The 25,250-nt window shown below is 72.6% G+C and carries 27 protein-coding genes and 1 riboswitch; of the genes, 14 read left to right on the plus strand and 13 right to left on the minus strand.

Going from position 1 to position 25,250, the window contains the following annotated elements; genetic code table 11:
* Window positions 1-30 precede the first annotated feature (30 nt).
* From kamE to IT780_RS01215, 6 genes are all read left to right on the plus strand, one after another.
* Window positions 31-765 carry a lysine 5,6-aminomutase subunit beta gene (kamE, locus tag IT780_RS01190; protein WP_199509463.1) on the plus strand — a complete coding sequence of 245 codons (735 nt, stop codon included), beginning with the start codon at window positions 31-33 and terminating at the stop codon, window positions 763-765.
* Window positions 762-1,127 carry a 3-aminobutyryl-CoA ammonia lyase gene (kal, locus tag IT780_RS01195; protein ID WP_199509464.1) on the plus strand — a complete coding sequence of 122 codons (366 nt, stop codon included), beginning with the start codon at window positions 762-764 and terminating at the stop codon, window positions 1,125-1,127. Before kamE ends, kal begins: the two co-directional genes overlap by 4 nt.
* Window positions 1,124-2,389: a glutamate mutase L gene (locus tag IT780_RS01200; RefSeq protein WP_199509465.1), complete on the plus strand. Its 1,266-nt coding sequence runs from the start codon at window positions 1,124-1,126 to the stop codon at window positions 2,387-2,389. Before kal ends, IT780_RS01200 begins: the two co-directional genes overlap by 4 nt.
* A gap of 668 nt (window positions 2,390-3,057) precedes the next feature.
* Window positions 3,058-4,674 (plus strand): apolipoprotein N-acyltransferase, encoded by a 1,617-nt coding sequence (gene lnt / locus IT780_RS01205; protein ID WP_199510029.1) that lies wholly within the window; start codon window positions 3,058-3,060, stop codon window positions 4,672-4,674.
* The gene (locus IT780_RS01210) at window positions 4,671-5,480 is read left to right on the plus strand and encodes a polyprenol monophosphomannose synthase (protein WP_199509466.1); all 810 of its coding nucleotides are present in this window, start codon (window positions 4,671-4,673) and stop codon (window positions 5,478-5,480) included. Before lnt ends, IT780_RS01210 begins: the two co-directional genes overlap by 4 nt.
* A gap of 279 nt (window positions 5,481-5,759) precedes the next feature.
* Window positions 5,760-6,275, plus strand: coding sequence for an FxsA family protein (locus IT780_RS01215; RefSeq protein ID WP_199509467.1), 516 nt, complete (start codon window positions 5,760-5,762; stop codon window positions 6,273-6,275).
* 474 nt (window positions 6,276-6,749) lie between these two features.
* Here the strand turns inward: IT780_RS01215 and IT780_RS01220 are convergent, their stop codons facing one another.
* The 5 genes from IT780_RS01220 to IT780_RS01240 form a co-directional block, all read right to left on the minus strand.
* Complete coding sequence (locus IT780_RS01220) at window positions 6,750-7,088, minus strand: RNA polymerase-binding protein RbpA (protein ID WP_015622005.1); 339 nt, start codon at window positions 7,086-7,088, stop codon at window positions 6,750-6,752.
* Between the two features lie 350 nt (window positions 7,089-7,438).
* Window positions 7,439-8,707: a serine/threonine protein kinase gene (locus IT780_RS01225; RefSeq protein WP_233412036.1), complete on the minus strand. Its 1,269-nt coding sequence runs from the start codon at window positions 8,705-8,707 to the stop codon at window positions 7,439-7,441.
* A 353-nt stretch (window positions 8,708-9,060) separates the two neighbouring features.
* Window positions 9,061-9,612: a histidine phosphatase family protein gene (locus IT780_RS01230; protein ID WP_199509468.1), complete on the minus strand. Its 552-nt coding sequence runs from the start codon at window positions 9,610-9,612 to the stop codon at window positions 9,061-9,063.
* Complete coding sequence (locus IT780_RS01235) at window positions 9,609-10,397, minus strand: CbtA family protein (protein ID WP_307830987.1); 789 nt, start codon at window positions 10,395-10,397, stop codon at window positions 9,609-9,611. The genes IT780_RS01230 and IT780_RS01235 overlap by 4 nt, the downstream gene beginning before the upstream one ends.
* On the minus strand, window positions 10,388-10,591 hold the full coding sequence (locus IT780_RS01240; RefSeq protein ID WP_199509469.1) for a CbtB domain-containing protein: 204 nt from the start codon (window positions 10,589-10,591) through the stop codon (window positions 10,388-10,390). The genes IT780_RS01235 and IT780_RS01240 overlap by 10 nt, the downstream gene beginning before the upstream one ends.
* Before the next feature lie 60 nt (window positions 10,592-10,651).
* A riboswitch (cobalamin riboswitch) is annotated at window positions 10,652-10,723 on the minus strand.
* A 167-nt stretch (window positions 10,724-10,890) separates the two neighbouring features.
* On the opposite strand from IT780_RS01240, the gene mycP reads away from it, so the two are divergent.
* On the plus strand, window positions 10,891-12,117 hold the full coding sequence (mycP, locus tag IT780_RS01245) for a type VII secretion-associated serine protease mycosin (protein ID WP_199509470.1): 1,227 nt from the start codon (window positions 10,891-10,893) through the stop codon (window positions 12,115-12,117).
* Window positions 12,118-12,236: 119 nt separating this feature from the next.
* Window positions 12,237-13,184: an SMI1/KNR4 family protein gene (locus tag IT780_RS01250; protein WP_199509471.1), complete on the plus strand. Its 948-nt coding sequence runs from the start codon at window positions 12,237-12,239 to the stop codon at window positions 13,182-13,184.
* A 91-nt stretch (window positions 13,185-13,275) separates the two neighbouring features.
* Here IT780_RS01250 and IT780_RS01255 read toward each other — a convergent pair whose 3' ends face one another.
* Both IT780_RS01255 and IT780_RS01260 read right to left on the minus strand, forming a co-directional pair.
* Window positions 13,276-13,932 carry a DinB family protein gene (locus IT780_RS01255; RefSeq protein ID WP_199509472.1) on the minus strand — a complete coding sequence of 219 codons (657 nt, stop codon included), beginning with the start codon at window positions 13,930-13,932 and terminating at the stop codon, window positions 13,276-13,278.
* Window positions 13,933-14,221: 289 nt separating this feature from the next.
* A complete protein-coding gene (locus IT780_RS01260; protein WP_307830988.1) occupies window positions 14,222-15,745 on the minus strand; it encodes a protein adenylyltransferase SelO in 1,524 nt (507 codons plus the stop codon).
* A gap of 40 nt (window positions 15,746-15,785) precedes the next feature.
* Here IT780_RS01260 and IT780_RS01265 point away from each other — a divergent pair, with 40 nt between their 5' ends.
* Window positions 15,786-16,307 carry a DUF6817 domain-containing protein gene (locus IT780_RS01265; RefSeq protein WP_199509474.1) on the plus strand — a complete coding sequence of 174 codons (522 nt, stop codon included), beginning with the start codon at window positions 15,786-15,788 and terminating at the stop codon, window positions 16,305-16,307.
* On the opposite strand, the gene IT780_RS01270 is transcribed toward IT780_RS01265, so the two are convergent.
* Both IT780_RS01270 and IT780_RS01275 read right to left on the minus strand, forming a co-directional pair.
* Complete coding sequence (locus IT780_RS01270; RefSeq protein WP_199509475.1) at window positions 16,304-17,551, minus strand: MFS transporter; 1,248 nt, start codon at window positions 17,549-17,551, stop codon at window positions 16,304-16,306. The two genes, IT780_RS01265 and IT780_RS01270, sit on opposite strands and share 4 nt — an antisense overlap.
* Complete coding sequence (locus IT780_RS01275) at window positions 17,548-18,123, minus strand: helix-turn-helix domain-containing protein (RefSeq protein ID WP_199509476.1); 576 nt, start codon at window positions 18,121-18,123, stop codon at window positions 17,548-17,550. Before IT780_RS01275 ends, IT780_RS01270 begins: the two co-directional genes overlap by 4 nt.
* Before the next feature lie 185 nt (window positions 18,124-18,308).
* On the opposite strand from IT780_RS01275, the gene IT780_RS42505 reads away from it, so the two are divergent.
* Both IT780_RS42505 and IT780_RS01285 read left to right on the plus strand, forming a co-directional pair.
* On the plus strand, window positions 18,309-18,779 hold the full coding sequence (locus IT780_RS42505) for an endonuclease domain-containing protein (RefSeq protein WP_199509477.1): 471 nt from the start codon (window positions 18,309-18,311) through the stop codon (window positions 18,777-18,779).
* Window positions 18,780-18,835: 56 nt separating this feature from the next.
* Window positions 18,836-19,711, plus strand: coding sequence for an alpha/beta fold hydrolase (locus IT780_RS01285; protein ID WP_199509478.1), 876 nt, complete (start codon window positions 18,836-18,838; stop codon window positions 19,709-19,711).
* Between the two features lie 20 nt (window positions 19,712-19,731).
* Here IT780_RS01285 and IT780_RS01290 read toward each other — a convergent pair whose 3' ends face one another.
* The 3 genes from IT780_RS01290 to IT780_RS01300 form a co-directional block, all read right to left on the minus strand.
* Window positions 19,732-20,235, minus strand: a complete 504-nt coding sequence (locus IT780_RS01290; protein WP_199509479.1) for an NUDIX domain-containing protein — start codon at window positions 20,233-20,235, stop codon at window positions 19,732-19,734.
* A gap of 88 nt (window positions 20,236-20,323) precedes the next feature.
* Window positions 20,324-21,490 (minus strand): RNA polymerase sigma factor, encoded by a 1,167-nt coding sequence (locus tag IT780_RS01295; RefSeq protein ID WP_199509480.1) that lies wholly within the window; start codon window positions 21,488-21,490, stop codon window positions 20,324-20,326.
* Window positions 21,491-21,497: 7 nt separating this feature from the next.
* Window positions 21,498-21,905: a YciI family protein gene (locus IT780_RS01300; RefSeq protein ID WP_199509481.1), complete on the minus strand. Its 408-nt coding sequence runs from the start codon at window positions 21,903-21,905 to the stop codon at window positions 21,498-21,500.
* Window positions 21,906-22,116: 211 nt separating this feature from the next.
* Here IT780_RS01300 and IT780_RS01305 point away from each other — a divergent pair, with 211 nt between their 5' ends.
* The gene (locus IT780_RS01305) at window positions 22,117-22,257 is read left to right on the plus strand and encodes a GNAT family N-acetyltransferase (protein WP_199509482.1); all 141 of its coding nucleotides are present in this window, start codon (window positions 22,117-22,119) and stop codon (window positions 22,255-22,257) included.
* 19 nt (window positions 22,258-22,276) lie between these two features.
* Here IT780_RS01305 and IT780_RS01310 read toward each other — a convergent pair whose 3' ends face one another.
* Window positions 22,277-22,984, minus strand: a complete 708-nt coding sequence (locus IT780_RS01310; protein ID WP_199509483.1) for an SDR family oxidoreductase — start codon at window positions 22,982-22,984, stop codon at window positions 22,277-22,279.
* A 100-nt stretch (window positions 22,985-23,084) separates the two neighbouring features.
* Between IT780_RS01310 and IT780_RS01315 the strand changes: the two genes are divergently transcribed.
* Entirely contained in the window at window positions 23,085-23,459 is a 375-nt protein-coding gene (locus IT780_RS01315) for a MerR family transcriptional regulator (RefSeq protein ID WP_199509484.1), read from the plus strand.
* A gap of 87 nt (window positions 23,460-23,546) precedes the next feature.
* Window positions 23,547-25,214 carry an alkaline phosphatase family protein gene (locus tag IT780_RS01320; protein ID WP_199509485.1) on the plus strand — a complete coding sequence of 556 codons (1,668 nt, stop codon included), beginning with the start codon at window positions 23,547-23,549 and terminating at the stop codon, window positions 25,212-25,214.
* Window positions 25,215-25,250 lie beyond the last annotated feature (36 nt).

The raw sequence follows: 25,250 nt of genomic DNA on the forward strand, positions 1-25,250 counted from the left end.
CCAGGAGGGCATGCCGAAGGTGGGCTCAGCGTGACGATCGTGCGGCCTTATGGGGACACCACGGGTGACGGCATGGTGCAGGTGTCTTTCACGTTGCCGCTGGTGCACGACAAGCGCGCCGAGGGCGCGGCGGTGCAGCTGGCGAACAAGATGGGTCTGGACCCGGCGATGCTGGTGCACGCCAAGCCGATGGGTGAGGGGTTCACCTTCTTCGTCGTGTACGGCCGGGTGAACCACCTGGTGGACACCGAGAAGGTGCAGGTGGTGGAGCGTGACTTCCCGCTGCTGAGCGCCAAGGAGATCAACGCGGTGATCAAGCGGCGGCTGCGGCGGCGGCTGAGCGTGGTCGGGGCGTGCATCGGTACGGACGCGCACACCGTGGGCATCGACGCGATCCTCAACGTCAAGGGCATCGCGGGGGAGAAGGGCCTGGAGTACTACCGGGAGCTCTCGGTGACGAACATGGGTGCGCAGGTGTCGGTGCCGGATCTGGTGGAGACGGCGCGGGCGCAGAAGGCCGACGCGGTGCTGGTGTCGCAGGTGGTGACGCAGCGCGACGCGCACCTGCACAACACGCGGGCGATGTCGGCGGCGTTCCGGGAGGCGATGCCGGCGGGTAAGCGGCCGCTGCTGATCGTCGGCGGGCCGCGGTTCGACGAGCTGATGGCCGCCGAGCTGGGCGTCGACCGCATCTTCGGCCGCGGCACCACCCCCCGGGAAGTCGCCTCCTACCTTGTCCACGCCCTGATCGGAGCTCCGAAGTGATCACAGTGACCCACCGCCGCTATGTGCCGTACTCGCATGCGCACTACGCCGGGAACCTGGTGGACGGGGCGTACTCGCTGGGCCTGTTCGGCGATGTGGCGACGGACGTGTGCATCCAGCTCGACGGCGACGAGGGGCTGTTCGCTTCCTACGACGACGTGCAGTTCAAGGCGCCCGTGCAGGCGGGCGACGTGCTCGAGGTGACGGCCACGGTCGTCACGATGGGTACGCGCTCGCGCAGGATCGCTTTCACCTCGACGGTGGTGTGCCGGGGCACGGGCGGTTCGGCGGCGCGGGTGCTCGACGAGCCGATCGTCGCGGTGACCGCCACGGGCACGGTGGTCGTGCCCCCGAAGCCTTGAGCCGGGCCGTCTGCGTCGACGTCGGGTCCACGTACACGAAGGCCTGCGGGGTTGATCTGGCCTCGGGCCGGTTGCTGGCGCGGGCCGAGGTGCCGACGACGTCCGGTTCCGACGTCCTGCACGGCCTGGACGAGGCGGTCGCGGCCGTCGGCGGCGCGGATGAGCTGTACGTGTGCTCGTCGGCCGGCGGCGGGCTGCGCCTGGCGGTGGTCGGGTACGAGGCGCTGGTCACGGCCGAGGCGGGCCACCGGGTCGGCCTGTCGGCCGGTGCGCGGGTGGTGCACGTGGCCGCGGGTCCGCTGAACGGGCGTGCGGTGGCGGCGCTGCGCGCGGCGCGACCGGATGTGATCCTGCTGGTCGGCGGCACCGACGGCGGTGACGAGGAGACGCTGCGGCACAACGCGGCCCGGCTGGCGGCCTCGCGGATGCGGGTGCCGGTGGTGGTGGCGGGCAACGCGGCGGCCGCCCCGGACGCCGGGCAGGTGCTGGCCGGGCGGGGTGTGCCGGTGACGGTGACCGGCAACGTGCTGCCGCGCATCGGGGTCCTGGACCCGGGGCCGGCACGCGCGGCGATCCGCGACGTGTTCCTGCGCCACGTCATCGGCGGCAAGAAGCTGTCGAAGGGTACGCGGTTCGCGTCGCTGGTGCGCTGCGCGACTCCCGACGCGGTACTGGCCGGGGTGTCGCTGCTGGCCGACGTCACCGCGGCCGGGGTGCTGGTGGTCGACGTCGGCGGCGCGACGACCGACGTGTACTCGGCGTTGCTGCCGGACGCGGAACTGACGCACGGGCCGCAGGCCGACGTGGCGGGCACATTGTGGCGCTCACGCACGGTGGAGGGAGACCTCGGCGTGGGGGTCGGCGCTCCCGGCGTGGTCGCGGCCGCCTCGGCGGAGAAACTCCCCCCACCGGACATTTCGGCCGGGCGGCCGTTCGATGCCGCCACGGACCGGGCCCTGGCGGCGGCCGCGGCGATGACAGCGGTACGCCGCCACGCCCGCGGGCACTCACCCGGGCCGGGACAGCCCCGCACCGGCGGCCGCGACCTGCGCGACGTGCGGCTCCTGGTCGGCTCGGGCGGGGTACTGCGCCACGGCGGCGGCGACGCCGTGCTGGACGCGGTGCTGGGCGACACGGCGGGCGGCTGGGTCCTCCCGCGGGCCCCGCGCCGGGTGATCGACAGCGAATACGTGCTGGCCGCGGCGGGCCTGCTCGCCGAAGATCATCCCCGCGCGGCGGCGGCGTTGGTGAACGGTCTGTGACCCCCGGGGGTCGAGTGCGAGACACGCCGAGGAACGCGACACGCCCAGGTACGGGGACGCCGGTTGACAGGCCGCCGGGGGTGCGGCGTACCGTCGACGGGTCCTGTTTCGGGAAGTGACTGTTGTTCGCTTCGTTCCTTCGCCCACTGGCCACGCGCGGCAGAACCCGACCGCGCGCGCGTACGCCAGGTCCAGGGGGTGGGGGTCGGCGGAGCGGCGCGGACCGGTCGCACTCCCGGTGGGGCCAGCGGTGGAACGAGGCCAGTAGACAACGGCACGACGCGAGCAGCCAGCGCGCGGCGGGTCGGTCCGAAGGTCCCGCGACACACGCCTGGCGCACTGGCCCGGGATGGATCGTGGAAGTGCGATCGGGGGGGGGGGGGGGGGGCCCCGCCCCCGAACCACCCCCCCCCCACCCTGCCCGCCGATGCCGGGGGCCCCGGGCCCGGGTTGGTTTGGTGTTCGCGCGGGGGGGGGGGGCCCGGCCGCCCCCCCCCCGATTCCATCCCCAGCCTCACCTTCCCTGCCTTTCCGCGCCCTTGCATCCTTCCCTGCGTCTTCCTGCCGTCGGCCCGGCTGTTTGCGCTGCTGGCCGGGTTATCCACAGGCCGCGGGTGGGCGCGACGGCTTCGTGACCCGTGGCAGGTAGCCTTCCGCGGGTGGATCTGTTGACGCTTCAGCCGAGCCCGGCGCCCTCCGACGCCGGCGGGGCGGCACCGCCCGCGCCGCGGCCCCTGCCGCTGTGGGCGTCCGTACTGCTGGGCCTGGCCGCGGGCGGCGGGCTGCTGCTGGCGTTCCCGCCGTACGGGCTGTGGTGGCTGGCCCCGGTGTCCGTGGCGCTGCTCGCGGCCGCGACGCACCGGCGGCGGCTGCGCGGCGGGTTCGGCGTCGGGATGCTGGCCGGGCTGGTGCTGTTCGTGCCCCTGCTCGACTGGACCCACATCGCGGCCGGGTGGCTGCCGTGGATGCTGCTGTCGTTCGCGCAGGCCGCATACCTCGGGCTGCTCGGCCTGGCCTCGGCGTGGCTGTCGCCGCTGGCCGACCGGGCCCGCGCGCTGTGGCCGCTGCTGACCGGCCTGCTGTGGGTGACGCAGGAGGCGCTGCGCGACCGGGCGCCGTTCGGCGGGTTCCCGTGGGGCCGGCTGGCGTTCAGCCAGGGTGACGCCCCGGCGCTGCGGCTGGCCGTGCTCGGCGGGGCGCCGCTGGTGACGTTCGCCGCCGCCGCAGCCGGAGGCGCCCTGATCGCGCTGGCCTGGCGCACGTGGCGGCCCCGCACCTGGTTGCCTGCCACCGGGTTCGCGCTGACCGCGGCCGTGATCATCATCGGGCCGGCGTTCGTGCCCACGGCGCACCCCGCGCAGCAGACCCGCACGGTCGCGATCGTGCAGGGCAACGTGCCCCGCCTCGGCCTGGACTTCAACGCCCAGCGCGCCGCGGTGCTGCTCAACCACGTGCGCGCCACCGAGGCACTCGCCGAGCAGGTGCGCCAGGGCAGCCGGCCGAAACCCGAGCTGGTGATCTGGCCGGAGAATTCCAGCGACATCGACCCGCTGCGCAACCAGGACGCCGCCCAGCAGATCGCCGCCGCCGCGAACGCGATCGGCGTACCCATCCTCGTGGGTGCCGTGCTGCGCGGCGACGTGCCCGGCGAGATCCGCAACGCCGGCATCCTGTGGATGCCGGTCACCGGCCCGGACCTGGACCAGGTGTACGTCAAACGCCACCCCGTGCCGTTCGCGGAGTACATGCCGCTGCGCCCCATCGCACGGTACGTGTCCGACAAAGTGGACCTCGTGCAGAACATGGTCGCCGGGGACCATCCGGGCGTCGTGCGCACCCCCGCGGTCACCCTCGGCGACGTGATCTGCTTCGAGGTCGCGTACGACGACGTCGTGCGCGACACCGTCACCGGCGGGGCGCAGATCCTCGCCGTGCAGACCAACAACGCCACGTTCAACGAGGCCGAAGCCCGCCAGCAGCTCGCCATGGTGCAGCTGCGCGCGGTGGAGCACGGCCGAGAAGCCCTGATGGTCTCCACCGTCGGGGTGTCCGCGTTCGCCGCCGCCGACGGCACCGTGCACGGCGCGACCGGCTTCAATGTGGACGCCGTGGTCCTGCATGACATGCGCGTGGGCGGACCGCGTACGCTGGCCACTCGTCTGGGACATTGGCCGGAGATCGCAGCGGTCGCGCTGACTGTGCTCGCCCTGGCCGCGGCGGCCCCGCTGCGGCGGCGGCGCAGGAGCGGCACGGCCGCCACAGAGGGAACGACGGAGGAACGGTGAGCGACGCAGATCCGACGACGACGGGCTCGGAGGGATACCCGGGGGTCGGCCGCGTGCTCGTGGTCATCCCCACCTACAACGAGGCCGAGAACGTCCGGCTCATCACCGACCGCGTACGCAAGGCCGTGCCGCAGGTCGACATCCTCGTCGCCGACGACAACTCGCCCGACGGCACCGGCGCCATCGCCGACGAGATCTCCGCCGCCGACGACCACGTGTTCGTGCTGCACCGCGCCGGCAAGGAAGGCCTCGGCGCCGCGTACGTCGCCGGCTTCGCCTGGGCCAAGGACAAGGGCTACGACGCCGTCGTGGAGATGGACGCCGACGGCTCGCACGCCCCGGAGGAACTGCCGAAGCTGCTCGACGCGCTGCGCGACACCGACGCCGTGCTCGGCACCCGCTACATCCCCGGCGGCAGCGTGCACAACTGGCCCCTGCACCGCCTGCTGCTCTCGCGCGGCGGCAACATCTACATCCGCATGGCGCTGGGCATGCCGTTCAAGGACGCCACGGGCGGCTACCGCGCTTACCGCATGCCCGTGCTCGACGCGATCGACGTGTCGACGGTGGCGTCGCAGGGCTACTCGTTCCAGGTCGAGCTGGCGTGGCGCACGTACCGGCACGGCTTCCGCATGGCCGAGGTCCCGATCACGTTCACCGAACGCGAGCACGGCGTCAGCAAGATGAGCGGCAACATCTTCAAGGAGCAACTCCTGCGCGTGACCGTGTGGGGCGCCTCGGCCCGCCGGGATGCGCTGATGAACAAGCTCGGCCGCAAGCCGAAGCAGCCGTCGACCTGGCCCTGAGCTGACCGGGCTTCCCGCCGGCGTGCCGTCGGTGGGCGCTTGTCAGTCGCCGCCGTGTCGGCCGCCCCTGCCGGTAGCCCACACCTGTTAGTAGACCGCCGCCCGGCTCCGTGCGTGACCGGGCCCCGGTCGCGTCCCCTCGTCGCCGCCCGGGCCGTAGCTGCCGCTGCGGCGGCTGGTCGGCGACGGCTCAGCCGTCCCGGGATGGCGCACAGCTTTCGCTCAGCCGGTGCGTGTCATGCTGGGAGGGTCGGTGTGACACCCGGGAGGGTGATGAGAATGCGTCGGGTCCTGGCCCTGCTCCCCGTGGGGCTGCTGCTGCTCGCGGCGGCCGAGATCGCGCTGTTCGCCGCGGTCGCCCACGCCCTCGGCGCCGGCTGGGCGGTGCTGCTGCTGGCCGCGTCCAGCGTCGCCGGCCTCGCCCTGCTGCGCCGCGAAGGCATCCGCGGCTGGCGATCGTTCCGCGCCGCCGCCGAAGCCGGCCGCCCACCCGGCGCGCAGGTCAGCAACTCCCTGGTCGGCCTGCTCGGCGCGCTGCTGCTGGCCGTGCCCGGTTTCCTCACCGCGGTCACCGGCCTCGTCCTGATCATCCCGCCAGGCCGCTCCCTGGCCCGCCGCGGTGTGGAACGCGCCGCGGAACGGCGCCTGTCGGCAGCGGTCGCCGGTGACCTGTTCGGCCCCCGCCACGTCCGCGTCCACCAGTCCGACCCGGTCGACGACCCGGCCCCGGCACCCCGCACCCCCACCGGCGAAATCATCTCCGGCGAGGTCGTCGAAGGCGACATCGTCCGCTGAGCCCGTGCCGGTGAGCGCGCCCCGGCCGCCGCTCAGCATGCGTCCCGGCCGACCCGGCACACCGCGCCCCATCCGCGCCGCTCAGCGCGCGACAACAGCGGCCGCTCAGCATGCGTCCCGGCCGACCCGGCACACCGCGCCCCATCCGCGCCGCTCAGCGCGCGACAACAGCGTCCGCTCAGCGCGCGTCCCGGCCGGCCCGGCACCCAGAGACCGCGCGATTGACGGTCAGCGCGACTTCACCCCGTCACCCCGACCCGCCGCCCAGGCGAGCCATTGCTTGCCCACCTGGACTGTTGCTCGCCCAGGCCGTTGCTTGCCCACCCGGGCTGGTGCTTGCCCGCCGCCGCGGCGAGCCGTACTTACCTGCCGCGCCGCTCCTGGGACCAGCCGCTGCTCACCGGGGCCGGGGTCCGGGCACAGCAAATCGCCGCCCCACCGAGTCGGTGGAACGGCGATCAGGTGTGCCGCGGGTCAGCGCCCCCGGCGGGTGCGAACCTCCTGGAGCCGCTCGTTGAGGATGTCCTCCAGCTCCGAGATCGACCGGCGCTCCAGCAGCATGTCCCAGTGGGTACGCGGCGGCTTGGCCTTCTTCTGCTCCGGCTCGTTGCCGTCGACCAGTCGCGCGACGCTGCCGTCGAACTTGCATTCCCAGGTGATCGGCACCTCGGCATCGACGGCGAACGGCACCTCGAACTGGTGACCCTTCACGCACAGGTACTCGCGGGTCTGCCGGGGCGCCAGCTCCGTGTTGCGGTCGGACTCGTAGCTGACTGCGCCAAGACGGCTGCCGCGCAGCATGCGTTCGCCCATGATCGGCTTTCCCCTCGCTCGTGGTGCTGCTTCCGTTGGTGTAACGAAAGGGACGGCCGCGAGATTCCTGGCGACCGCCGTGTGTCGACGGTGTTAACGCTTCGAGCGTAACCGGCACGGCCGCCCATCGGCCGCCTCAGCCCCGTCCTGAAGTGGACCTTGGTCCACTTTACGGGATATTGAGAGACCTACGGATGGTGCGATCCCGGTCACTCGACCGTAAAGCTACCCAACGGCCGAAACTTCCCCCACCTATCGTCCCCCACCGGCCGCTTCTGAGCCAACCGCACCCACCATCAACCACATCCCACCGTCACCCACCCCGGCAGCGGGGCTCTGCCGGTGAGCGGTCAACGCTTCCCGCCGCCGGATCCCAGCGCCGCGAGCGCCGACGCCAGATCGCTGACCTGCGCCGACAACTGCGCCACCCGGACGTGCGCGGCGTCGGCGTCCGCGCGGGCCGTCTCGACCCGCCGGCGCAGCTCCTCGGCGTCACGCTCGGCAGCCTCACGCACGGCCGCCACCTCGTCGGTGGCCCGCGCCACGTCGGCGCGGTCACGCTCGGCGCCGGCCCGGACCTCGTCCACCGTACGCCGCAAAGCTTCCGTATCCGCCTTCTCGCGGCCCAGCTTCGCGCGTACCGCAGCCATCTCCTCCGCCGCACGCTGCACGTCGGTGCGCGCCGCGTCCCAGCCGGCCTGCGCTGTCGCGAGCTCGCCGGACACCGTGTCGCGCTCCGCGAGGGCGGTGTCCCGCTCAGCCCGGGCCGTACGCAGCTCCGACAGCGCCTGCTCGAGCTCACGGGCGCGCGTGTCCGCCTCGTGCCGGGTGTCGCCCAGCTCCCGGCGTACGGAATCGGTCTCGCGCCGGGCCGCATCCAGCTCGCGCCGCAGCTCGTCGGCCTCCCGCCGCGCAGCGTCGCGATCCGCTTCGGCCTGCACCCGCAGGGCAGCCGCCGCGCTCGCCGTGGCCTGAGCCTCGTCGCGGGCCGCGACCGCCCGCCGGGCATCCGCGGCCGCCGTCTCCGCCAGGCGCCGCGCCGTGTCCGCGGCCTGCAGAGCGTCATCCCGCTCGGCGCGCGCAACCACCGCCTCCTGCACGGCGGCCCCGGCCGCCTCCGCGGCCCGATCGGCGTCCCGGCGCGCCTCGTCCCGCTCCGTGTGCGCGGCCGCGACCAGCCGCGACGTCTCGGCACGCACCTCCGCGACCTGACGTTCCACGCCCGCCGGGGACATCTCCGCGTGCAACGCCTCGCTCAGCGTCCCGACCAGCTGATCGAGGCGATCCACGACCTCCCACGTCCGCGCGACCTGCCCGGCCAGCCCCGGCGACGACCGGTGCCGCATCCGCACGTTGCGCGACGCGCGCTGGCACTCGCCGTCGTTGTCCCGGCAGTACCGGAACGGGCGCCCGGCGGAAGCCCGCTGCGGAACGGGACGCCCGCAGTGCGCGCACGGCCGCGTCTCCGGCGCCGGCTCGGTGTAGGCGCCGCCGTCGTCGTAGGTCGCCGCGCGGTCGCCGGGCCGATCCGAGTGGTCCAGCTGGTCGGGGACGGTGACCGTCAGAACGGAACGCGGCTGGACCGGCCGCGTCGTCGTAGAAGCATCGTCGTGTGCCATCGCGACCCGACCCTAACGGCACCCACCGACACTTTCCGGCAACCGCGCCGGTGGCGGAGATCTCCCGCTGGGGTGGGTGGCGCTCCATGAGACACCACCTGCCTTATAGAAGCCAGCGTCGCGTCGAGCGCGGGCAGCGGGGGCGGGCATCGCATGAGCCGGTCAGCCCTTGGAGCGGCGGGGCGCAACGGCGTGACCGGCCCGCGGGCCCGGGGCGACCTGGCCGGTTCCGCGGGCCGGAGCGGCCGCAGCCCCGTCAGGTCGCGGCGGAAGTGACAGCAGCCGGGTCAGGTCGCAGCGCGGAGGTGGCAGCAGCCGGGTCAGGTCGCAGCGCGGAGGTGGCAGCAGCCGGGTCAGGTCGCGGCGGGGAAGTGCAGGTGCCAGCGTCCCGAGCGGTAGGTGAGCCGGGTCAGCGACAGCGGCGCGACCTCCAGGTTCCACACCGCTTCGTCCGGCAGGCTCAGGGCGTGCACGAGTGCCGCGCGTACGACGATCGGGTGGGCGACCGCGACGAGGCGCTGGCGGGCCACCAGGTCCAGCCATTCGCCGACGCGTTCGCGGACCCGGGCCAGGGACTCACCGCCGTGCGGGGCCGCCCGCGGGTCGGTGAGCCACTGGTGCAGGCCGTCCGGGTCGGCGGCGGCCGCCTCCTGCAGGCTCAGCCCGTCCCAGCGGCCGGCGTCCGGATCGGCCAGCTGCTGCTCCACCGCCGCGGAGTGTCCCAGCGCCTGCGCGGTCTCGCGGGCCGCGCGTGAGGGTGCGCACACCCAGCGATCGCCGCGGGCGAACGGGGACAGCGCGAGGGCGGCCCGCAGGCCGCCCTCGTCGATGTCGTCGTCACCGCCGAACCGTGCACCCCGCAGGGCCGCTGTCGGGGCGCAGGCGAGCAGCCGCAGACCGCTCACACCGGCACTGATTCCGTCTTCCCACGCGCCGCGGCCGAACGCGCGGTCAGCCGGGACAACAGCCCCGTGAACGCCAGTCCCAGCCCGGTCCACAGCGTGACCTGCGTGCCCAGCGAGCTGATCCGGAAGTCCCACAGCAGGCTCGGCGGGAACGTGTCCGGCACCTCGTCGATCGACGGGAGCAGCACGTATCCGACCGTCACGACCAGCAGAAACGCTCCCACGGCCGCGGTGGCGCGCAGCCACTCCTGCGCGTCCGCGTTCAGCGACCGGGCCGCGACCACCGCGGCCCAGACCGCGACGAGACCGATCACCACGATCGACACGTAGCTGATCGTCCGCTGATTGATCGTCGCCGGGTCGCCGACCGCCGGTGGGTTCGGCGGGTACTTCACGAACGGAACGAGCACCAGGCCCAGCAGCGCCGCGCCGGCCAGGCCGAGCGACGCCCGGGCGTCGCTCGTGCGCAGACGCCGGCGAAGCAACGCGTACGCGGTGGCGAGCAGCCCGCCCATGGCCACGCCGTACAGGGCCGTGGCCAGGATCAGGCCGCCCTTCTGGCCCTCACGGGAGACCAGCGCGTCCTCACCGTGGTGGTCGTCGCCGGCCGTGGCACCGTCCGCGTGAGCAGCAGCTTCCTCGATGGCGATGGCCGCGTCCACGTTCCGCTCACCGAACGCGAACGCGAACCCGCCGGCGAGCAGCCCGGCGATGAGGCCCGCGAGCAGGCCCCGCAGCAGGATCGCGCCGTACGTCGGCGTGGTGCGCTGTGCCGTCAGTGACACGGCACGCCGAGCAGGTGGCGGCCGTCGTGCATCAGCTCGTGCAGGTACATGCCGCTGCGCGACACCGCGCCCTGGTCGAAGGCCACCAGGTAGGCGAGGAGCAACAGCCCCACCACCACGGCGGCCGCCGTCCACAGCACACGGGCGGACACGGCGGGCGGGTTGACCGGGCGAACTGCCTGGACCTTGGGCATAACGGATCAGACCTCCTTGCGGGATGACGCGTCCCGAATCGACAGGCCTGCGACGCGTGAGCGTCCTGACTCACGAACCCTGGACGGATCCGTTCACAGTGGCGCGACCGCACCGGACTTTCACCGGTTTCCCTCACGACGCCGCAGATGGTCCCCACAACCTAGCGGCGTGCCGGTGAGCCGGTCAATCGCGGCCCAGCTCACACCGAATCTGACAAGGTCATGGCGATCATGGCTCGGGGTCACCGCCCGGGCACCGGCTCGGTAGCATCCAACCCGGTCGTTGTACGGGGGTCAGGATGAGAATCAGCAAGGCGTCGATCGTCGTCGCCGTGGCGGTCACGGCGCTGCTGCCGGGCGCTCCGGCGCAGGCCAAGGCGTACGTGTGCCCCCAGCAGCCCGGCACGGGCAAGGTGAGCGCGGCCACGCCGTACGAGACGCAGATGTTCGCGCCCGAGCGGCTGGCACCCTTCGCCACCGGCGCGGGTGTGCGCGTGGCCGTGCTCGACTCCGGTGTGGACGACACCCACCCGCAGCTGCGCGGGCAGGTCGCGCGCGGCAAGGACTACCTGCACGGCAACACCGACGGCCAGCAGGACTGCATCGGGCACGGCACCGCGGTGGCCAGCATCATCGCCGCCCGCCACCTGCAAGGCTCGGGTCTGCAGGGGCTCGCACCCGACGCCACGATCGTCCCGGTGCGCGTCAGCGAGCAGATCCCCACCGCCGACGGAGCGCCCAGCGGCCCGCAGACCAGCCCCACCACGTTCGCCCAGGCCATCGACTGGGCGGCCAGCCCGACCGGGGGCAACGCCGACGTCATCAACATGTCCCTGGTGATGACGCAGAAGAACGACCAGGTGCGCGCCGCCGTCGACCGCGCCCTCGGCCGGGGAGTGGTGATCGTCGCCGCGGTCGGCAACGACGGCGACGAGAAGGGCCGCAACCTGCCCCCGTACCCGGCGGCGTTCCAGGGCGTGATCGGGGTCGGGGCCACGGACGTCAACGGCATGCGCGGCGACTTCAGCCAGCACGGGACATACGTGGACGTGATGGCACCGGGCGTCGACGTCACGGTCGCCGCGCGCCGCGCCGGACACACCAGCGGCAGCGGCACCAGCTACGCCACGCCGTACGTGTCCGCCACGGCCGCCCTGGTGAAACAGCGCTTCCCGTCGCTCACCCCGGCGCAGGTGGCCCGGCGCATCCTCGCGACCACGGACCCGGCCCCGGGTGGCGCCCACAGCGAGCAATACGGGTACGGCATCGTCAACCCGTACCGCGCACTGACCGAGACGCTCGGCCCGGACAGCCCAGCGGCGCCGCCACCGGTGGTCATGCACACCGAGGACCCCGCGGCCGTGGCCCTCGCGGCGCGGCGGGCCGACGCACAGGACATGTCACTGATCGTCGCAGCGGTGGGCGCGGGCGTGGTGATGCTGGTCCTGCTGCTGGCCGCAGCGGTACGCCACGGCCGACGCCGTGGCTGGCGGCCGCCGGCCCCCGCCGACACGGCCGACGGCTGACCGGTGGGTCAAGCTGGACCGCACGAGGTTCGAACGGCGCGTTGCGATATGTAGCGTCGGCCATCGGTTCCCCGACGGCCCGAGGGGCGTATCTTCGTGCCCGACCACGAACCTCGCGTGTGAAGAAGCAACTATTGGACCGCAGGCTCGCCCAGATCAAGAGCAAGCTCGCTGCTCTGCCTCCGACAGAGCAGGTCACCCTCGACCCTCCGTTGACCGAGCAGCGGGTGTCGGGCTTCGAGGACTCGCACAGCATTCGGTTGCCCGAGGCGTTCCGCCAGTTCATCCTTCATATCGGCCACGCCGGATACGGCCCGACGTACGGTCTGCTGCCCATCGACAAATGGCTTGGCATGCCCATCGGCGGCAGCAAAGGGCTGGCAAGTCCCTTTCCCTTCGTTCCCGACGCCGAGGTGTCGGCACCGGCTGCCAGCGGGATCGACGCCGCCGAGGGCGTCTTTCCTGGTTCGATCACGGTCGTCCACCGGGGGTGTAGCGACTTCACCCTGCTCGTGGTCACCGGCCCTGGCCGCGGCCGACTCGTCGAGGTCAACGCGGAGGGATTCTTCCCGCCGCGTTTCTCCTCCGACTCCGATTTCCTCGCCTGGTACGAGCGTTGGCTGGACTTCGTCCTCGCCGGGCACCGTGGTCTGACTTGGTTCGCGGACCAGATGGCGGGCGACGAAGCTGAGCTCGTGGCCACGCTGGTCAACAGCCCAGTGACGGCCCATCGGCGGGCCGCAGCTTGCACGTTCATCACTTACCCGACGCCGAGTGCGTCACTTCCCGAGGTGCTGGCACAAGCGCTGCTGGCGGAGCCGCAGGTGACCGTCAAAGAGGCGATCTTGCGCGCCTTGTCCGCCCAGGGCGACTCCGGTCGCGATCTACTACCCACGGCCCTCCCGGACCGGGCACCCAGCGTCCGTTCCCTCGCAGCGATTCTCATGACCACGAGCACACGGCAGGGTAGGCGACTGGCGCCCCACCTACGCCGGATCCTCGACGCCCACCTAGAGGTAGAAACGGACCGTTCTGTGCGCGACACGATCAAGAGTCTGCTCATCTGAGCACCGCCTACCCCGCAGATCCTCGTTCCCGGGCGAGGTCAGGCTGTTGCCGTCTCTTCGACAGGACCATGATGCCCGGGAGGTCGGCTGCTCAGAGCCCGGCCTCCACGACGCCCTCGTCCGCGTTGCCGGCCTGCCCCGCAGCGCCCGCCGCTCCCTGTACGCCCGCCCTTGTCTGTCCGCCCGCCGCTGCCTGGGCGGCCGCCTCGATCTTTGCCCTGACGGTGGCGCGGGCCGTCTCGTCCGGCTGTTCCTCGTACTCGGCTGAGACGCCGGTGCGGCCGTCGAGGTGCTCCCGCAGGATGTCCGCCTGGCCGGCGTGCCGGGTGGTGTCCTGCAGCACGTGGACCATGATGGTGAACAGCTTCACCTCGGGCGTCGGCCACCACGGGACGTGGCCGGGCGCGTCGATCGGCAGCGTCGCGATTGTCTTGTCGGCGTGGGCCCAGGTGCGCTGGTAGAAGCCGATGATGTCTTCGCGGGTCTCGTCGCCGGTTGCCCACATGTCGCTGCCGTCCGCTTCCCGCCAGTGCGGCAGCGGCTCCGGGAAGGGGCGGGCGAAGACCTCGCCGAAGTACCAGGCCTCGCAGGTAGCCACGTGTTTGACCAGCCCCAGCAGGTTCGTGCCCGTCGCGGTCAGCGGACGCCGGATGTCGTACTCGGACAGTCCGTCGAGTTTCCACACCAGCGCCTGACGGGTCCAGGTGAGCTGACGGTTCAGGTACTCCTTCGCCACATCATCGATCACCGGGATGAGCTTGCCACGCCACACCAAGGGGAATCGCGGGCTTCAGGCCGGGGCCTTTCGGGGGCTGCGCGGCGCCGGGCTTGGGCGGGCTCCGGTCGGAGCGACCGCGACCAGGTCGGGGCGACCGCGACCAGGTCGGGGCGACCGCGACCAGGTCGAAGCGGACCGCCCACGGTTGGCTCGCGCCGAACGGCAAAGGACGGGCTACCGGCAGGCGTTCATCGACGCCGTCCCGCATCTGACCACGACCGCCTAGCAGGGCCGTCAGCGAGGCATCACCCCGCGTCGCTCAGGTGCCGCAGAACGTCCGGTACGCGCCGAAGTCCGGCGGTGCCGCGGCCGCGTACCGTTCCAGCCCGTCCCGGCGGGTGAACGGCTCGCGCACCACCTCCACCAGCCGGGAGAACGGCCCGAGGTCACCCGCGGTCGCCGCGTCCAGTGCTTCTTCGACCAGGTGATTGCGGGGGATGTACAGCGGGTTGATCCGGTCCATCGCGTCGGCGTCCGGGGTGAGGGACAGCCAGCGGGACACCCAGTCCTCCATGGCCGCCGGGTCGACCGACAGTGCCCGGACCGGGCCGATGTCTCCTCGGGCCGCCTCGGCGAGGGCTCGGAAGAACGTGGTGAAGTCGATGCGGCTCTCCTGCAGGGCGGGCAGAAGGTCGTCGACCAGGGCGGACGCCGGCTGTTTCCCGGTCTCCGGCGGCAGGCCGGGCTCGGCGAGCAGACCGGGCTCGGCGAGCAGACCGGGCTCGGCGAGCAGGCCGGGCTCGGCGAGCAAGCCGAGCTTGGCGAGCAGGCCCTGCGACCAGGCCCGCGCGTACTGCGGGCGGTATCTGCCCAGCGCCTGCGTGGCGAGCTCGACCGCCTGCTCCTGCTCGTCGTGCAGCAACGGCAGCAGCGCCTCGGCGAGTCGGGCCAGGTTCCATTCGGCGACCACCGGCTGGTTCCCGTACGCGTATCGTCCGCCGTGGTCGATGGAGCTGTACACCGTCGCCGGGTCGAAGGCCTCCATGAACGCGCACGGACCGTAGTCGATGGTCTCGCCGGAGATCGTCATGTTGTCGGTGTTCATGACGCCGTGCACGAAGCCGGTGAGCATCCAGCGCGCCACCAGGGCGGCCTGCGCGGCGACCACCGCTTCGAACAGTGCGAGGTACGGCCGGTCCGCCTGCGCCGCGGACGGGTGGTGGCGGCTGATCGCGTGGTCGGCGAGGCGGCGCAGCAGGCCGGTGTCGCCGGTGGCCCGGGCGTACTGGAAGCTGCCGACGCGCAGGTGGCTGGCCGCGACCCGGGCCAGGACCGCGCCCGGCAGCGGGGTCTCGCGGTGCACGGTGCGGCCCGTGGCCACCACCGCCAGGGACCGGGTCGTGGGGATGCCGAGGGCGTGCATGGCCTCGCTGATCACGTACTCGCGCAGCATGGGCCCGACCGCGGCGAGCCCGTCGCCGCCTCGGGCGAACGGTGTCCTGCCCGAGCCCTTGAGGTGGAGATCGCGGCCGTCGGGCAGCTCGCCCAGCAGCAGGGCGCGCCCGTCACCGAGGCGCGGGGCGAAACCGCCGAACTGGTGCCCGGCGTACGCCTGCGCCACCGGCGTCGCCCCGGCCGGCACGGCGGTTCCGGTGAGCAGGCCCACACCCTGCGGCGTCCGCAACCACTGCGCGTCAAGGCCCAGCTCGGCGGCGAGCTGGTCGTTGAGCGCCAGCAGGTGCGGCTCCGGCGGCTCGGCGGCCTGCCAGGCCACGGCCATCTCGGGCAGCTCGTGCGCGAAACGGTTGCCGAGGACGACGGTCGAGAGGGATGCGATGCTCACCCCTCGACCGTACCGGGGGTTGCCTGGTACGCCTGGAGCCATGAACCCCGATGACGTGAGGGCCTGGCTGCGCGAGCGTGGCGCCGAGACGATCGAGCATCCGGGCGGCACCCTGTACGCGCACCTCGGCCGCATCCATGACCGGCTGGCCGCGCTCGGGCACGACCGGGACGTGTGCCTCGCGGGCCTGGCGCACGCGGCGTACGGCACCGATGGCTTCGACGTGACGCTGTGCGATCCGGCCGACCGGGAGCCGTTGCGGGCGCTGGCCGGGGAACGGGCGGAGGCGCTGATCCACACGTACGGCGGCTGCGACCGCTCGCGTACCTGGGACGGGTTCGGCCGTACGCGCCGAGTCGTGGACCGCTGGATCGGGCAGCCGGTCGTGCTCGGCGACGCGGACGCGACGGCGTTCGCGGATCTGAGCATCGTGAACGAGCTGGACGTGGCCGAGCAGGACCCGCGCATCGCCGAGCGGTACGGCGCGTATTTCCGTACGGTCTTCACCTCCTGGCGGGGAATTGCCTCGCCGCGTCTCATGGATGACATCGCTGCGCTCTAGGGGTCCGGCAGGTCGCGCATCCGCGGGACCGGGGAGAACAGGACGAAGAAGACGCCCGCCACCGCCCCCACGGCGCCGATCCACAGTGCCGCGTGCACGCCGATGAGCTCGCCGAGCACCCCGCCCAGCAGCGCGCCGATCGGGCGTACCCCGTAATTGACCGTGCGTTGTGCGCCCTTGACCAGGGACAGGCGGGACGCCGGGGTGGCCGCCGTCTGCAGCGAGCCGACCGCGATGTCGAGGATCATCACGCCGATCGCGGAGAGGAACTCCGCGGCGAGCAGCATGCCGATCACCGTCGGGCGGGGGCCGCCGGCGAGCGGGACCAGCACGAGCGGGAGCGGGAACGCGACGTACCCGAGGACCGTGACCGGGCCGATGCCGAACCGGCGGATGAGCCGGCCGGTGAGCGCCGCACCGGCGAGCCCGCCCACGGAGCCGATGCCGACCAGCGCGCCGAGGAGCCCGGGGGAGATGCCCAGTGTCGTGGTCACGTACAGGATCTGCAGGGCGTGGAAGACGTAGTTGAAGAGGTTCATCGCGGTGACGCCGAGCAGCAGCTGTCGCAGGACCGCGGACCGGGCGATGAACGCCAGCCCGGATCCGATCCTCAGGCCGCCGTCGTCGCCGGCGGTCACCGCCGTCTCCGGCGGGGCGATCCGGGCCAGCAGCAGAGCCGATCCCAGGTACGAGAGCACGTCGGCGACCAGCGCGAACGGCGCGGTCAGCACCTGCACGAGGACGCCGCCCAGGCCCGGGCCGGCCACGTACGACAGGGCGCGGGCGCCGTTGGTCAGCGAGCTGGCGGCGATGTAGTCGGGCCGGCGCACCACGGACGCGAACAGGCTGCCGTCCGCGACCTCGTAGAAGACGGTGAGCGTACCGATGGCGAACGACAGCGCGCAGAGGTGCCACAGGTTCAGCACCCCGGCGTACGCGAGGACCGGCACGACCGCGAGCAGCGCCGCCCGGCCCAGGTCCGCGACGATCATGACTCTGCGCTTGTCCGCCCGCCGGTCCACCCAGGCGCCGGCCAGCAGCGACAGGAAGAGGTTCGGTACCAGGACGGCGGCGGTCAGGTAGCCCATCTCGGCCGGCCCGGCACCGAGGGTGAGTACGGCGAGCAGCGGGATCGCGATGAGCGTGACCTGGTCGCCGACGAGGGACACGACGTGCGCGGACCAGTAATGCCGGAACACCCGGTCGCGCAGCAGCCCGGGTCCGCGCCGGACGGCGGTGGTCATGCGGCTCCGTCCTCCGGCGCCGGGATCGCCATCTGGACGATGGAGACCGGCCGGGAGCCCTCGGCCCGCGCGGCCCTGTCCCGGTACGGCGCCAGCAGGGCCTCGACCTGCTCGGTGAGCGCGGTCAGCTGCCGGGCGGTCACGTAGATCATGTCGTCGCCGAAGCCGGCCGCCGCACGCCACTCGGCCGTCTCGTCCCCGCGCACCGCGAGGTACGCCTCGGCGCGCCGCATGTACTGCCGCAGGATCGCCGCGTTCAGCTGGTCGGCTGCGGCCTTCGCCTCCGGGTCGTCCGAGTCGTCGGTCCACGAGGTGCTGCCCGCGGTCGCCTGCCAGGGCCGTTCCCGTCCGTCGGCCGCGGGGGCGCGTTCGACGAGGCCGTACTTGGCGAGCTGGCGCAGGTGGAACGAGCAGTTCGGCACGTTCTCGTCCAGGGCGGCGGCGCACTGGGTGGCGGTCATGGGCCCGTTGCGCCGGAGCAGCCCGATGAGGCTGAGCCGCAGCGGGTGCGCGTACGCCCGCAGCGCCCTCGGGTCGCCGAGCTGGATCGTCTTGCGGTCGTCGGTGGGCATGACTGTAGAGAGTGCTTTAGAAAGCAAACTCTAGCAAGTGGGTTACGCGCGGCATCGCGGACGTCATGCGCCTTAATTACTGGATTGCTAATACCGGTAATCCGTTAATACGAAAAACGGACATAACGTGCACACATCATAATGACAGTTATGCGGTCACAACATACAAGCTGTATGGTGTCGTGGTGTCTGATGAGCAGGTGTTCTGTGCCAAGTGCGGCGAGACGAAGCCCCGCGACGCGTTCTACAACCAGTTGCACACCACGCTGCCGCGCCGGCCCTGCAAGGCGTGTATCAGCAGCGACAAGCGGCAGCGGTACGCCGCGAAAGACGGTGACAAGGTCTCGCATGCGCAGGTTCTCCGGGAGAAGTACAACCTGACTCCCGCGGAGTACGAGCGGATGCTCACCGACCAACAGGGTGTGTGCGCGATCTGCCGCAAAGCCGAGACCGCGCGTGGCCGCGGCGGCGCCCCGAGGCGACTTGCGGTCGACTACGACCACCGGAGCGGCAGGGTGCGGCAGCTGCTGTGCCAACGGTGCAACCTGGTCACCTGGGCGGTGGAGGAGAACCCTTCCTTGCTGGACGCGGTACGGACCTACCTCGAACGACACACGACGCCGAGCGATCCGCAACCGCACGCGGGAGGCGAGTGAGGACGCCGGTGGTAATTGCCGACGGTCGTCGGTGGGGAGCCGCTACTGTGCCCGCCATGGTGGACGGAGAAGAGCGCTTCGTTGCCTCCGGACCGCTGCGCATCTGGACCGAGCGGTTCGGCGATCCCGGGCGGCCCGCTGTCCTGATGATCATGGGGTCGGCCGCGCAGGCGATCAGTTGCCCCGACGCGCTGGTCGGGCGGCTCGTCGAGCGCGGCGTTCAGGTGATCCGGTTCGATCATCGCGACACCGGCCGGTCCAGCGTCGTGGACTTCGACGCTCACCCGTACACGATCGGGGACCTGGCTCGTGACTGCGTGGCGGTGCTGGACGGCTACGAACTCCGGTCCGCTCATGTCGCCGGCGCCTCCCTGGGTGGCATGCTCGCGCAGTGGCTGGCGGTGCACGCGCCGGACCGGGTCCGGTCGTTGACGGTGATGTCGAGCTCCCCGATGGGCCACGACCCGCGTCCGGTGTGGGCGCGGGCCCGGGCCGGGGAGCCGGCCGACCCGCACGACCTGCCGCCGCCCTCGCCGGCGTTCCTCGCGCATCCGGCGGACGGGCTGGCACCGGGGGTGGAGTCCGACATGGCCCTGTTCCGGATCTTCAACGGGCCGGTGCGGCCGTTCGACGAGCCGGCCGCCCGGGCGATGCTGGAGCTCGCCCTGTCGCGGGCCACCGACCCGGGCGCCGCCGCGAACCATCACCGGGCGGTCTGGCTGCCCGACCCCGGCCTGCTGGCCCCGCTGTCGTCGATCACCGCGCCGACCACGATCGTGCACGGCGACCAGGACCCGGTCTATCCGCTCGCGCACGGCGAGGCGCTGGCCGCGGCGATCCCGGGTGCGGTGCTCGAGGTCGTACCCGGGATGGGTCACGCCCTGACCTCACCCGGCCTGCCGGAGCAGATCGCCGACCTGATCCGGCTGTGACGTGCCCCGGCGCAGCCCGGCTAGAGGCCGAGGCGGACCGGTTGGTCCGGCGCTCCCGCCGTGAGCAGCGCCGTCAGGGGAGTGGCCAGGTCACGGGGCGAGAACAGCTCCGGTCCCCGGTGTTCCGTGATCTCGGAGAGCCGCCACCAGCGGAACGCCGCGAGGTGTTCCGCGGCGAGTTCGTCGTCCGTCAGCTCGCCGCGCGGCTCGAAGTGGTTCGTGCGGACGACGAAGTAGTCGTTCATGATGCCGTCGTAGCCCGGCGCGTGGCCGGCGGCGACGACTTCCTGGTGCCAGACGTGCGGTGGGTCGGCGGTGATCGCCAGACCGGTCTCCTCACGCAGCTCCCGGCGCAGCGCCGTCAGCCGATCCTCGCCGGGTTCGACACCGCCGCCCGGTGCCGCCCAGACGGCCGTCACCTGCCGCGGCACCACCGGGTGCGGGAAGACGAACCGGCAGAGCAGGACCCGCTCCTGCTCGTCGACGATGATCGCGCGGACCGAGCGGCGCAGGTTCGGCGTCACGGCGTGCCGGACGCGGCGGCGAGGTGGATGATGACCGGCACTGCCGCAGGGTATCAACGGCCGGGAGCGCGGACCGACGATCGCAAGGTCATTCCGCGGCGTGCGCCGCTGCGTCCGTGATCGTCGCGTTGAGCCGCGCGGCCTGCCGGGTGAGGTGGTCTCGCTCGGGGATGCTGTGCGCCGCCCGGGCCGCCTCCGCGTAGAGCCGCGCCGCCCCGGCCGGGTCGTCGTCGCGTTCGTGCAGGTACGCGGCCACCGCCGCATACCGGGGCAGGGCCGGGTCGAGCTCGGCCAGCGCGGCCAGTCCTGCCCGGGCACCGTCGGCCTCACCGACGGCCACGGCCCGGTTGAGGCGCGCCACCGGGCTGGCGGTGAGACGGACAAGCTCGTCGTACCACTCGACGATCTGCACCCAGTCGGTCTCCCCGGCCGTGCGGGCATCGGCGTGCAGCGCCGCGATGGCCGCCTGGGCCTGGAATTCGCCGAGCCGGTCGCGGGCCAGGGCGGCCTGCAGCACTTCGACGCCCTCGGCGATCAGGCGGGTGTCCCACCGGCTGCGGTCCTGCTCGGCCAGGGGGATGAGCCGCCCGCCCGGTCCGGTACGGGCCGCCCGCCGCGCGTGGTGCAGCAGCATGAGCGCGAGCAGCCCCGCGACCTCCTCGTGGTCGATGTGCGCCGCGAGCTCGCGGGTCAGCCGGATCGCCTCCTCGGCGAGGTCGACGTCGCCGGAGTAGCCCTCGTTGAACACCAGGTAGAGCACCCGCAGGACCGTGGCGACGTCGCCGGGGCGGGTGAACCGGACGTCGGCCACGGTCCGCTTGGCGCGGCTGATGCGCTGCGCCATGGTCGCCTCGGGTACGAGGTACGCCTGCGCGATCTGCCGGGTGGTGAGGCCGCCGACCGCGCGCAGGGTGAGCGCGACGGCCGACGACGGGGACAGCGACGGGTGGGCGCACAGGAAGTACAGCTGCAGGGTGTCGTCGACCGCCTCGCCGGGCCCGGGGGGCGGTTCGGCGTCGACGCGCACCTCACGCAGCCGGCGTGCGGTGTCGGCGCGGGTGGCGTCGAGGAACTTGCGCCAGGCGACCGTGACCAGCCAGCCCTTGGGGTCGCGGGGCGGCTCGTGCGGCCACGCCCGTACGGCCTCCAGCAGGGCCTCCTGCACGGCGTCCTCGGCCGCCGCGAAGTCGGCCCCGCGGCGGACGAGCACGCCGATGACGGCGGGGGTCAGGATGCGCAGCAGTGCCTCGTCCACCTGCGCGTCACTCCGTGATCGTGTCGGGGTAGGCCAGGAACGGGCGCACCTCGATCCATTCGTGGATCGGCTTGCCGTCCGCACCCGGGGCGGCGGACAGCTCCCCGGCCAGGTCGACGGCGCGCTCGTACGTGTCGACGTCGATGATCATCCAGCCGGCGATGAGGTCCTTGGTCTCGGCGAACGGGCCGTCGGTGACCGGCGGGCGCCCCTCGCCGTCGTAGCGCACGAACGTGCCCTCCGGCGACAGCGCCTGGCCGTCGACGTACTCGCCGGTGGTCTCCAGCCGGGCCGCGAAGTCCTGCATGTACTGGATGTGGGCGGTGACCTCCTCGGGGCTCCACTTGTCCATCGGGACGTCGTTGACCGGCGCCGGCGCGCCGCGGTAGTGCTTGAGCAGCAGGTACTTCGCCATGGTGAACTCCTCGGTGCGGTACGGCCATTCTTGCCGTGTTCGTACCGGGGACGCAGCCGCCGGTCCGTTCTCGACATCGCGGCGCAAGATTTTTCCCGGACGGGCTGCTCGGGTACGACCGGGGCACCCTGGTGATCGAGGACGCCGCGGGCGGCTGTCGCAGTACCTGTTCGACACCACGACCGTCGAGCGGCTGCAGGCGGAGACCGACGTGACGAACCTCGCGGCGCAGCGGGTGCTGGAGAAGGCGGGCGTCCAGCGTGAGGGTGTCGCCCGGCACGCGCAGTTCCGCAGGGGCACGTGGCACGACATGGTGGTCTACAGCCGGCTGCGCGGCGACCCCCGGCCGTAGGGTCGCCGCGTACGGCCGCTCAGGCGGGGACGGTCTGCGGGTAGAAGGCGCTGGGGTCGCCGGCGAGCGCGGCCTTGACGTGGCGGCTCCAGTCGTCGGCGAGCACTTCGAGCCGGCCGGCCTGCACGCCGTCGAGGGCGGCCCGGACCACCTCGGACGGCGGGAGCTTGTCGATGTCGAAGCCGGCCATCATGTCGGTGTCGACGGCGCCCATGTGCAGGGCGGTGACGAGGGTGCCGTGCTTGGCGAGCTCGAGCCGTACGCCGTTGGTCACCGCCCACTCGGCGGCCTTGGCCACGGCGTAGGAGTTGGCGCCGTCGTAGGAGAACCACGACATGGCCGACAGCACGTTGAGGATCGCGCCGCCGCCGTTGCGTTCCAGCGCGGGCGCGAAGGCGCGGATGACGCTCAGCGGTCCCCACACCATGGTGTCGACCTCGGCGTGCATCTTGACCAGGTCGCCGGTGACGAGGTTCTGGTGCGCCGACACCCCGGCGTTGTTGATCAGCAGGTTGACGTCGGGGGCGGCGGCCGCCGCGGCGGCGATCGAGGCCGGGTCCGTGACGTCGAGCGCCAGCGTCCGTACGCCGGGGATGTCGATGCTGTGGGGGTTGCGGGCGGTGGCGTACACCTTCGCGGCGCCGCGCTCGAGCAGATCGAGGGCGAACTGGCGGCCGATGCCGCGGTTGGCGCCGGTGACGAGCGCGACCGAACCGGTGATGTCCATGGGGATCTCCCTTGCTTGTGGTGGGCCAGCGCTACGCTAAAACCTGACGTTGGCGTCAAGGGCAAGTCAGATGTGACGGGGATCTACCGGAGGGCGTGACGTGCGGATCGGAGAGGTGGCCGCGGCGGCCGGAGTGAGCCCCCGCGCGCTGCGCTACTACGAGGAGCAGGGGCTGCTGACCTCGCAGCGGCATGCCAGCGGGCAGCGGCACTACGGTCAGGACGCGGTGCAGCGCGTGCGGTGGATCCAGGCGCTGTACGCCGCCGGGCTCAGCAGCAAGTCGATCACCGGGCTGGTCGGTTGCGTGCACACCGGCGTCGCCACGGACGCGATGCGCGCCCAGCTCGCCGCCGAGCGGGAACGCATCGACACCCAGATCCGGGACCTGACGCACACCCGCGACCGGCTCGACGCCATCATCGCCGCGGCCGACGACCCCGACCGGATGCGCGCGTCCTCCGGCTGCGAACTCTGAGGTGAACCGATTCCGGGCCCGGGGCGTGTGCAGGAGACAGGGGTAGGCTGCTGCCTTCCGTCACCTCCAGGCAAAGGATCGTTCAGGGTGTCTCGTCCGCGCCGCGTCGCCGGGTGGATCGCCACCGGTCTCGCCGCTTCCGTGGTCTTCCTGGCGCTGGTCGTGCCCGACCAGATCACCCGGCTGCCGCCCGGGGCGTCGCCGTGGGCGACGCTGCTGCGCGTACCGCTGGAGGCGCTGGCCGTGGCCGCCGTGCTGCTGGTGCTGCCGGCGCGGGCGCGGGCGGTCACCGCCGGGGTGCTCGGGGCGCTGCTGGGCGTGCTGACCGTCGTCAAGGTCATCGACCTGGGATTCTTCGCCGTGCTGTCGCGCCCGTTCGACCCGGTGCTGGACTGGCCGCTGTTCGCCGACGGCTACCGGTTCGTCCAGGGCTCGGCGGGCGGCGGGGCGGCGGTGGCGGCGCTCGTGGGGGCGATCGCCCTTGCTGTGGCCGTACCTGTCTTGATGGTGTTCGCGGTGCGGCGTCTGGCCGCCGTCGCGGCCCGGCACCGGCACCCGGCTCGCGTGTCCGTCGGTGTCGCCGCCGTGGCGTGGCTGGCGCTTGCCGTGCTGGGCGCGTCGCTGGTGCCGGGGGTCTACGTCGCCTCCGACAGCGCGGTGGTGCTGGCCCGCGACAGCGTGCTGACCGTGCCCGCGGCGATCCGCGACAAGCGGGCCTTCACCGCCGAGGTGGCCGCTGACGCGTTCCGGGGCACCGCGCCGGAGCAGCTGCTCGGCGGGCTGCGCGGCAAGGACGTGATGTTCGCGTTCATCGAGAGCTACGGCCGGTCGGCCATCGAGGATCCCGCGTTGGACACGAGCGTGCGCGCGGCGCTGACGGCTGGCACGGCGCAGCTGCGCGACGCCGGGTACGCCGCTCGCAGCGGGTTCCTCACCTCGCCGACCGCCGGCGGTGGCAGCTGGCTGGCGCACTCCACGTTCCAGTCGGGGGTGTGGATCGACAACGAGCAGCGCTACCGCAGCCTGGTCTCCGGCGACCGGCTCACCCTGACCGGCGCGTTCAAGAAGGCCGGCGCGTGGCAGACCGTCGCGGTCGAGCCGGGTGTCACGTACGCGTGGCCCGAGGCGCAGTTCTACGGCTACGACCGGCTGTACGACTCGCACACGCTGGGCTATCACGGGCCGGTGTTCGGCTGGGGGCCGGTCCCGGACCAGTTCACGCTCAAGGCGTTCACCGACGCCGAGTACGCCCGCCCGGGCCGCGCGCCGATGATGGCGGAGCTGACCTTCGTCTCCAGCCACACGCCGTGGGCGCCGCTGCCGTCGATGGTCGGCTGGGACCAGCTCGGCGACGGCTCGATGTACGCCGCGCAGCACGCCCAGGGGCAGAGCGCCGCGCAGGTGTGGCAGGACCCGGTGCGGGTACGGGCCGCGTACGCCCAGTCGATCACGTACTCGATCGGCAGCCTGGTGTCGTGGGTGCGGACGTACGGCACGGACGACCTGGTGCTGGTGTTCCTCGGCGACCACCAGCCGGCCCCGGTCGTGGTCGGTGACCGGGCGAGCCGCGACGTGCCGGTGACGATCGTGGCGCACGACCCGGCGGTGCTGGACCGGGTGGCGTCCTGGGGCTGGACCGACGGGCTGCGCCCGGACCCGCAGGCCCCGGTGTGGCGCATGGACCAGTTCCGCGACCGGTTCCTCACCACGTTCGCCGCACCCACGGACACCCGGCCGCTGTCGCCGCCCCGGTAATTGGGGTGTCGCCGCCGGGTGCGGCGGCTACGGTCT

Source organism: Nucisporomicrobium flavum, assembly GCF_016464385.1.
Lineage (GTDB): Bacteria > Actinomycetota > Actinomycetes > Mycobacteriales > Micromonosporaceae > Actinoplanes > Actinoplanes flavus_A.

Excerpts from the sequence above, each read along its gene's own strand:
- IT780_RS01215 (WP_199509467.1), top strand. The coding sequence starts at position 5,760 with ATGCGTCGGGTCCTGGCCCTGCTCCCCGTGGGGCTGCTGCTGCTCGCG.
- IT780_RS01220 (WP_015622005.1), bottom strand. The coding sequence starts at position 7,088 with ATGGGCGAACGCATGCTGCGCGGCAGCCGTCTTGGCGCAGTCAGCTAC.
- IT780_RS01225 (WP_233412036.1), bottom strand. The coding sequence starts at position 8,707 with ATGGCACACGACGATGCTTCTACGACGACGCGGCCGGTCCAGCCGCGT.
- IT780_RS01240 (WP_199509469.1), bottom strand. The coding sequence starts at position 10,591 with ATGCCCAAGGTCCAGGCAGTTCGCCCGGTCAACCCGCCCGCCGTGTCC.
- mycP (WP_199509470.1), top strand. The coding sequence starts at position 10,891 with ATGAGAATCAGCAAGGCGTCGATCGTCGTCGCCGTGGCGGTCACGGCG.
- IT780_RS01265 (WP_199509474.1), top strand. The coding sequence starts at position 15,786 with ATGAACCCCGATGACGTGAGGGCCTGGCTGCGCGAGCGTGGCGCCGAG.
- IT780_RS01270 (WP_199509475.1), bottom strand. The coding sequence starts at position 17,551 with ATGACCACCGCCGTCCGGCGCGGACCCGGGCTGCTGCGCGACCGGGTG.
- IT780_RS01275 (WP_199509476.1), bottom strand. The coding sequence starts at position 18,123 with ATGCCCACCGACGACCGCAAGACGATCCAGCTCGGCGACCCGAGGGCG.
- IT780_RS01285 (WP_199509478.1), top strand. The coding sequence starts at position 18,836 with ATGGTGGACGGAGAAGAGCGCTTCGTTGCCTCCGGACCGCTGCGCATC.
- IT780_RS01300 (WP_199509481.1), bottom strand. The coding sequence starts at position 21,905 with ATGGCGAAGTACCTGCTGCTCAAGCACTACCGCGGCGCGCCGGCGCCG.
- IT780_RS01310 (WP_199509483.1), bottom strand. The coding sequence starts at position 22,984 with ATGGACATCACCGGTTCGGTCGCGCTCGTCACCGGCGCCAACCGCGGC.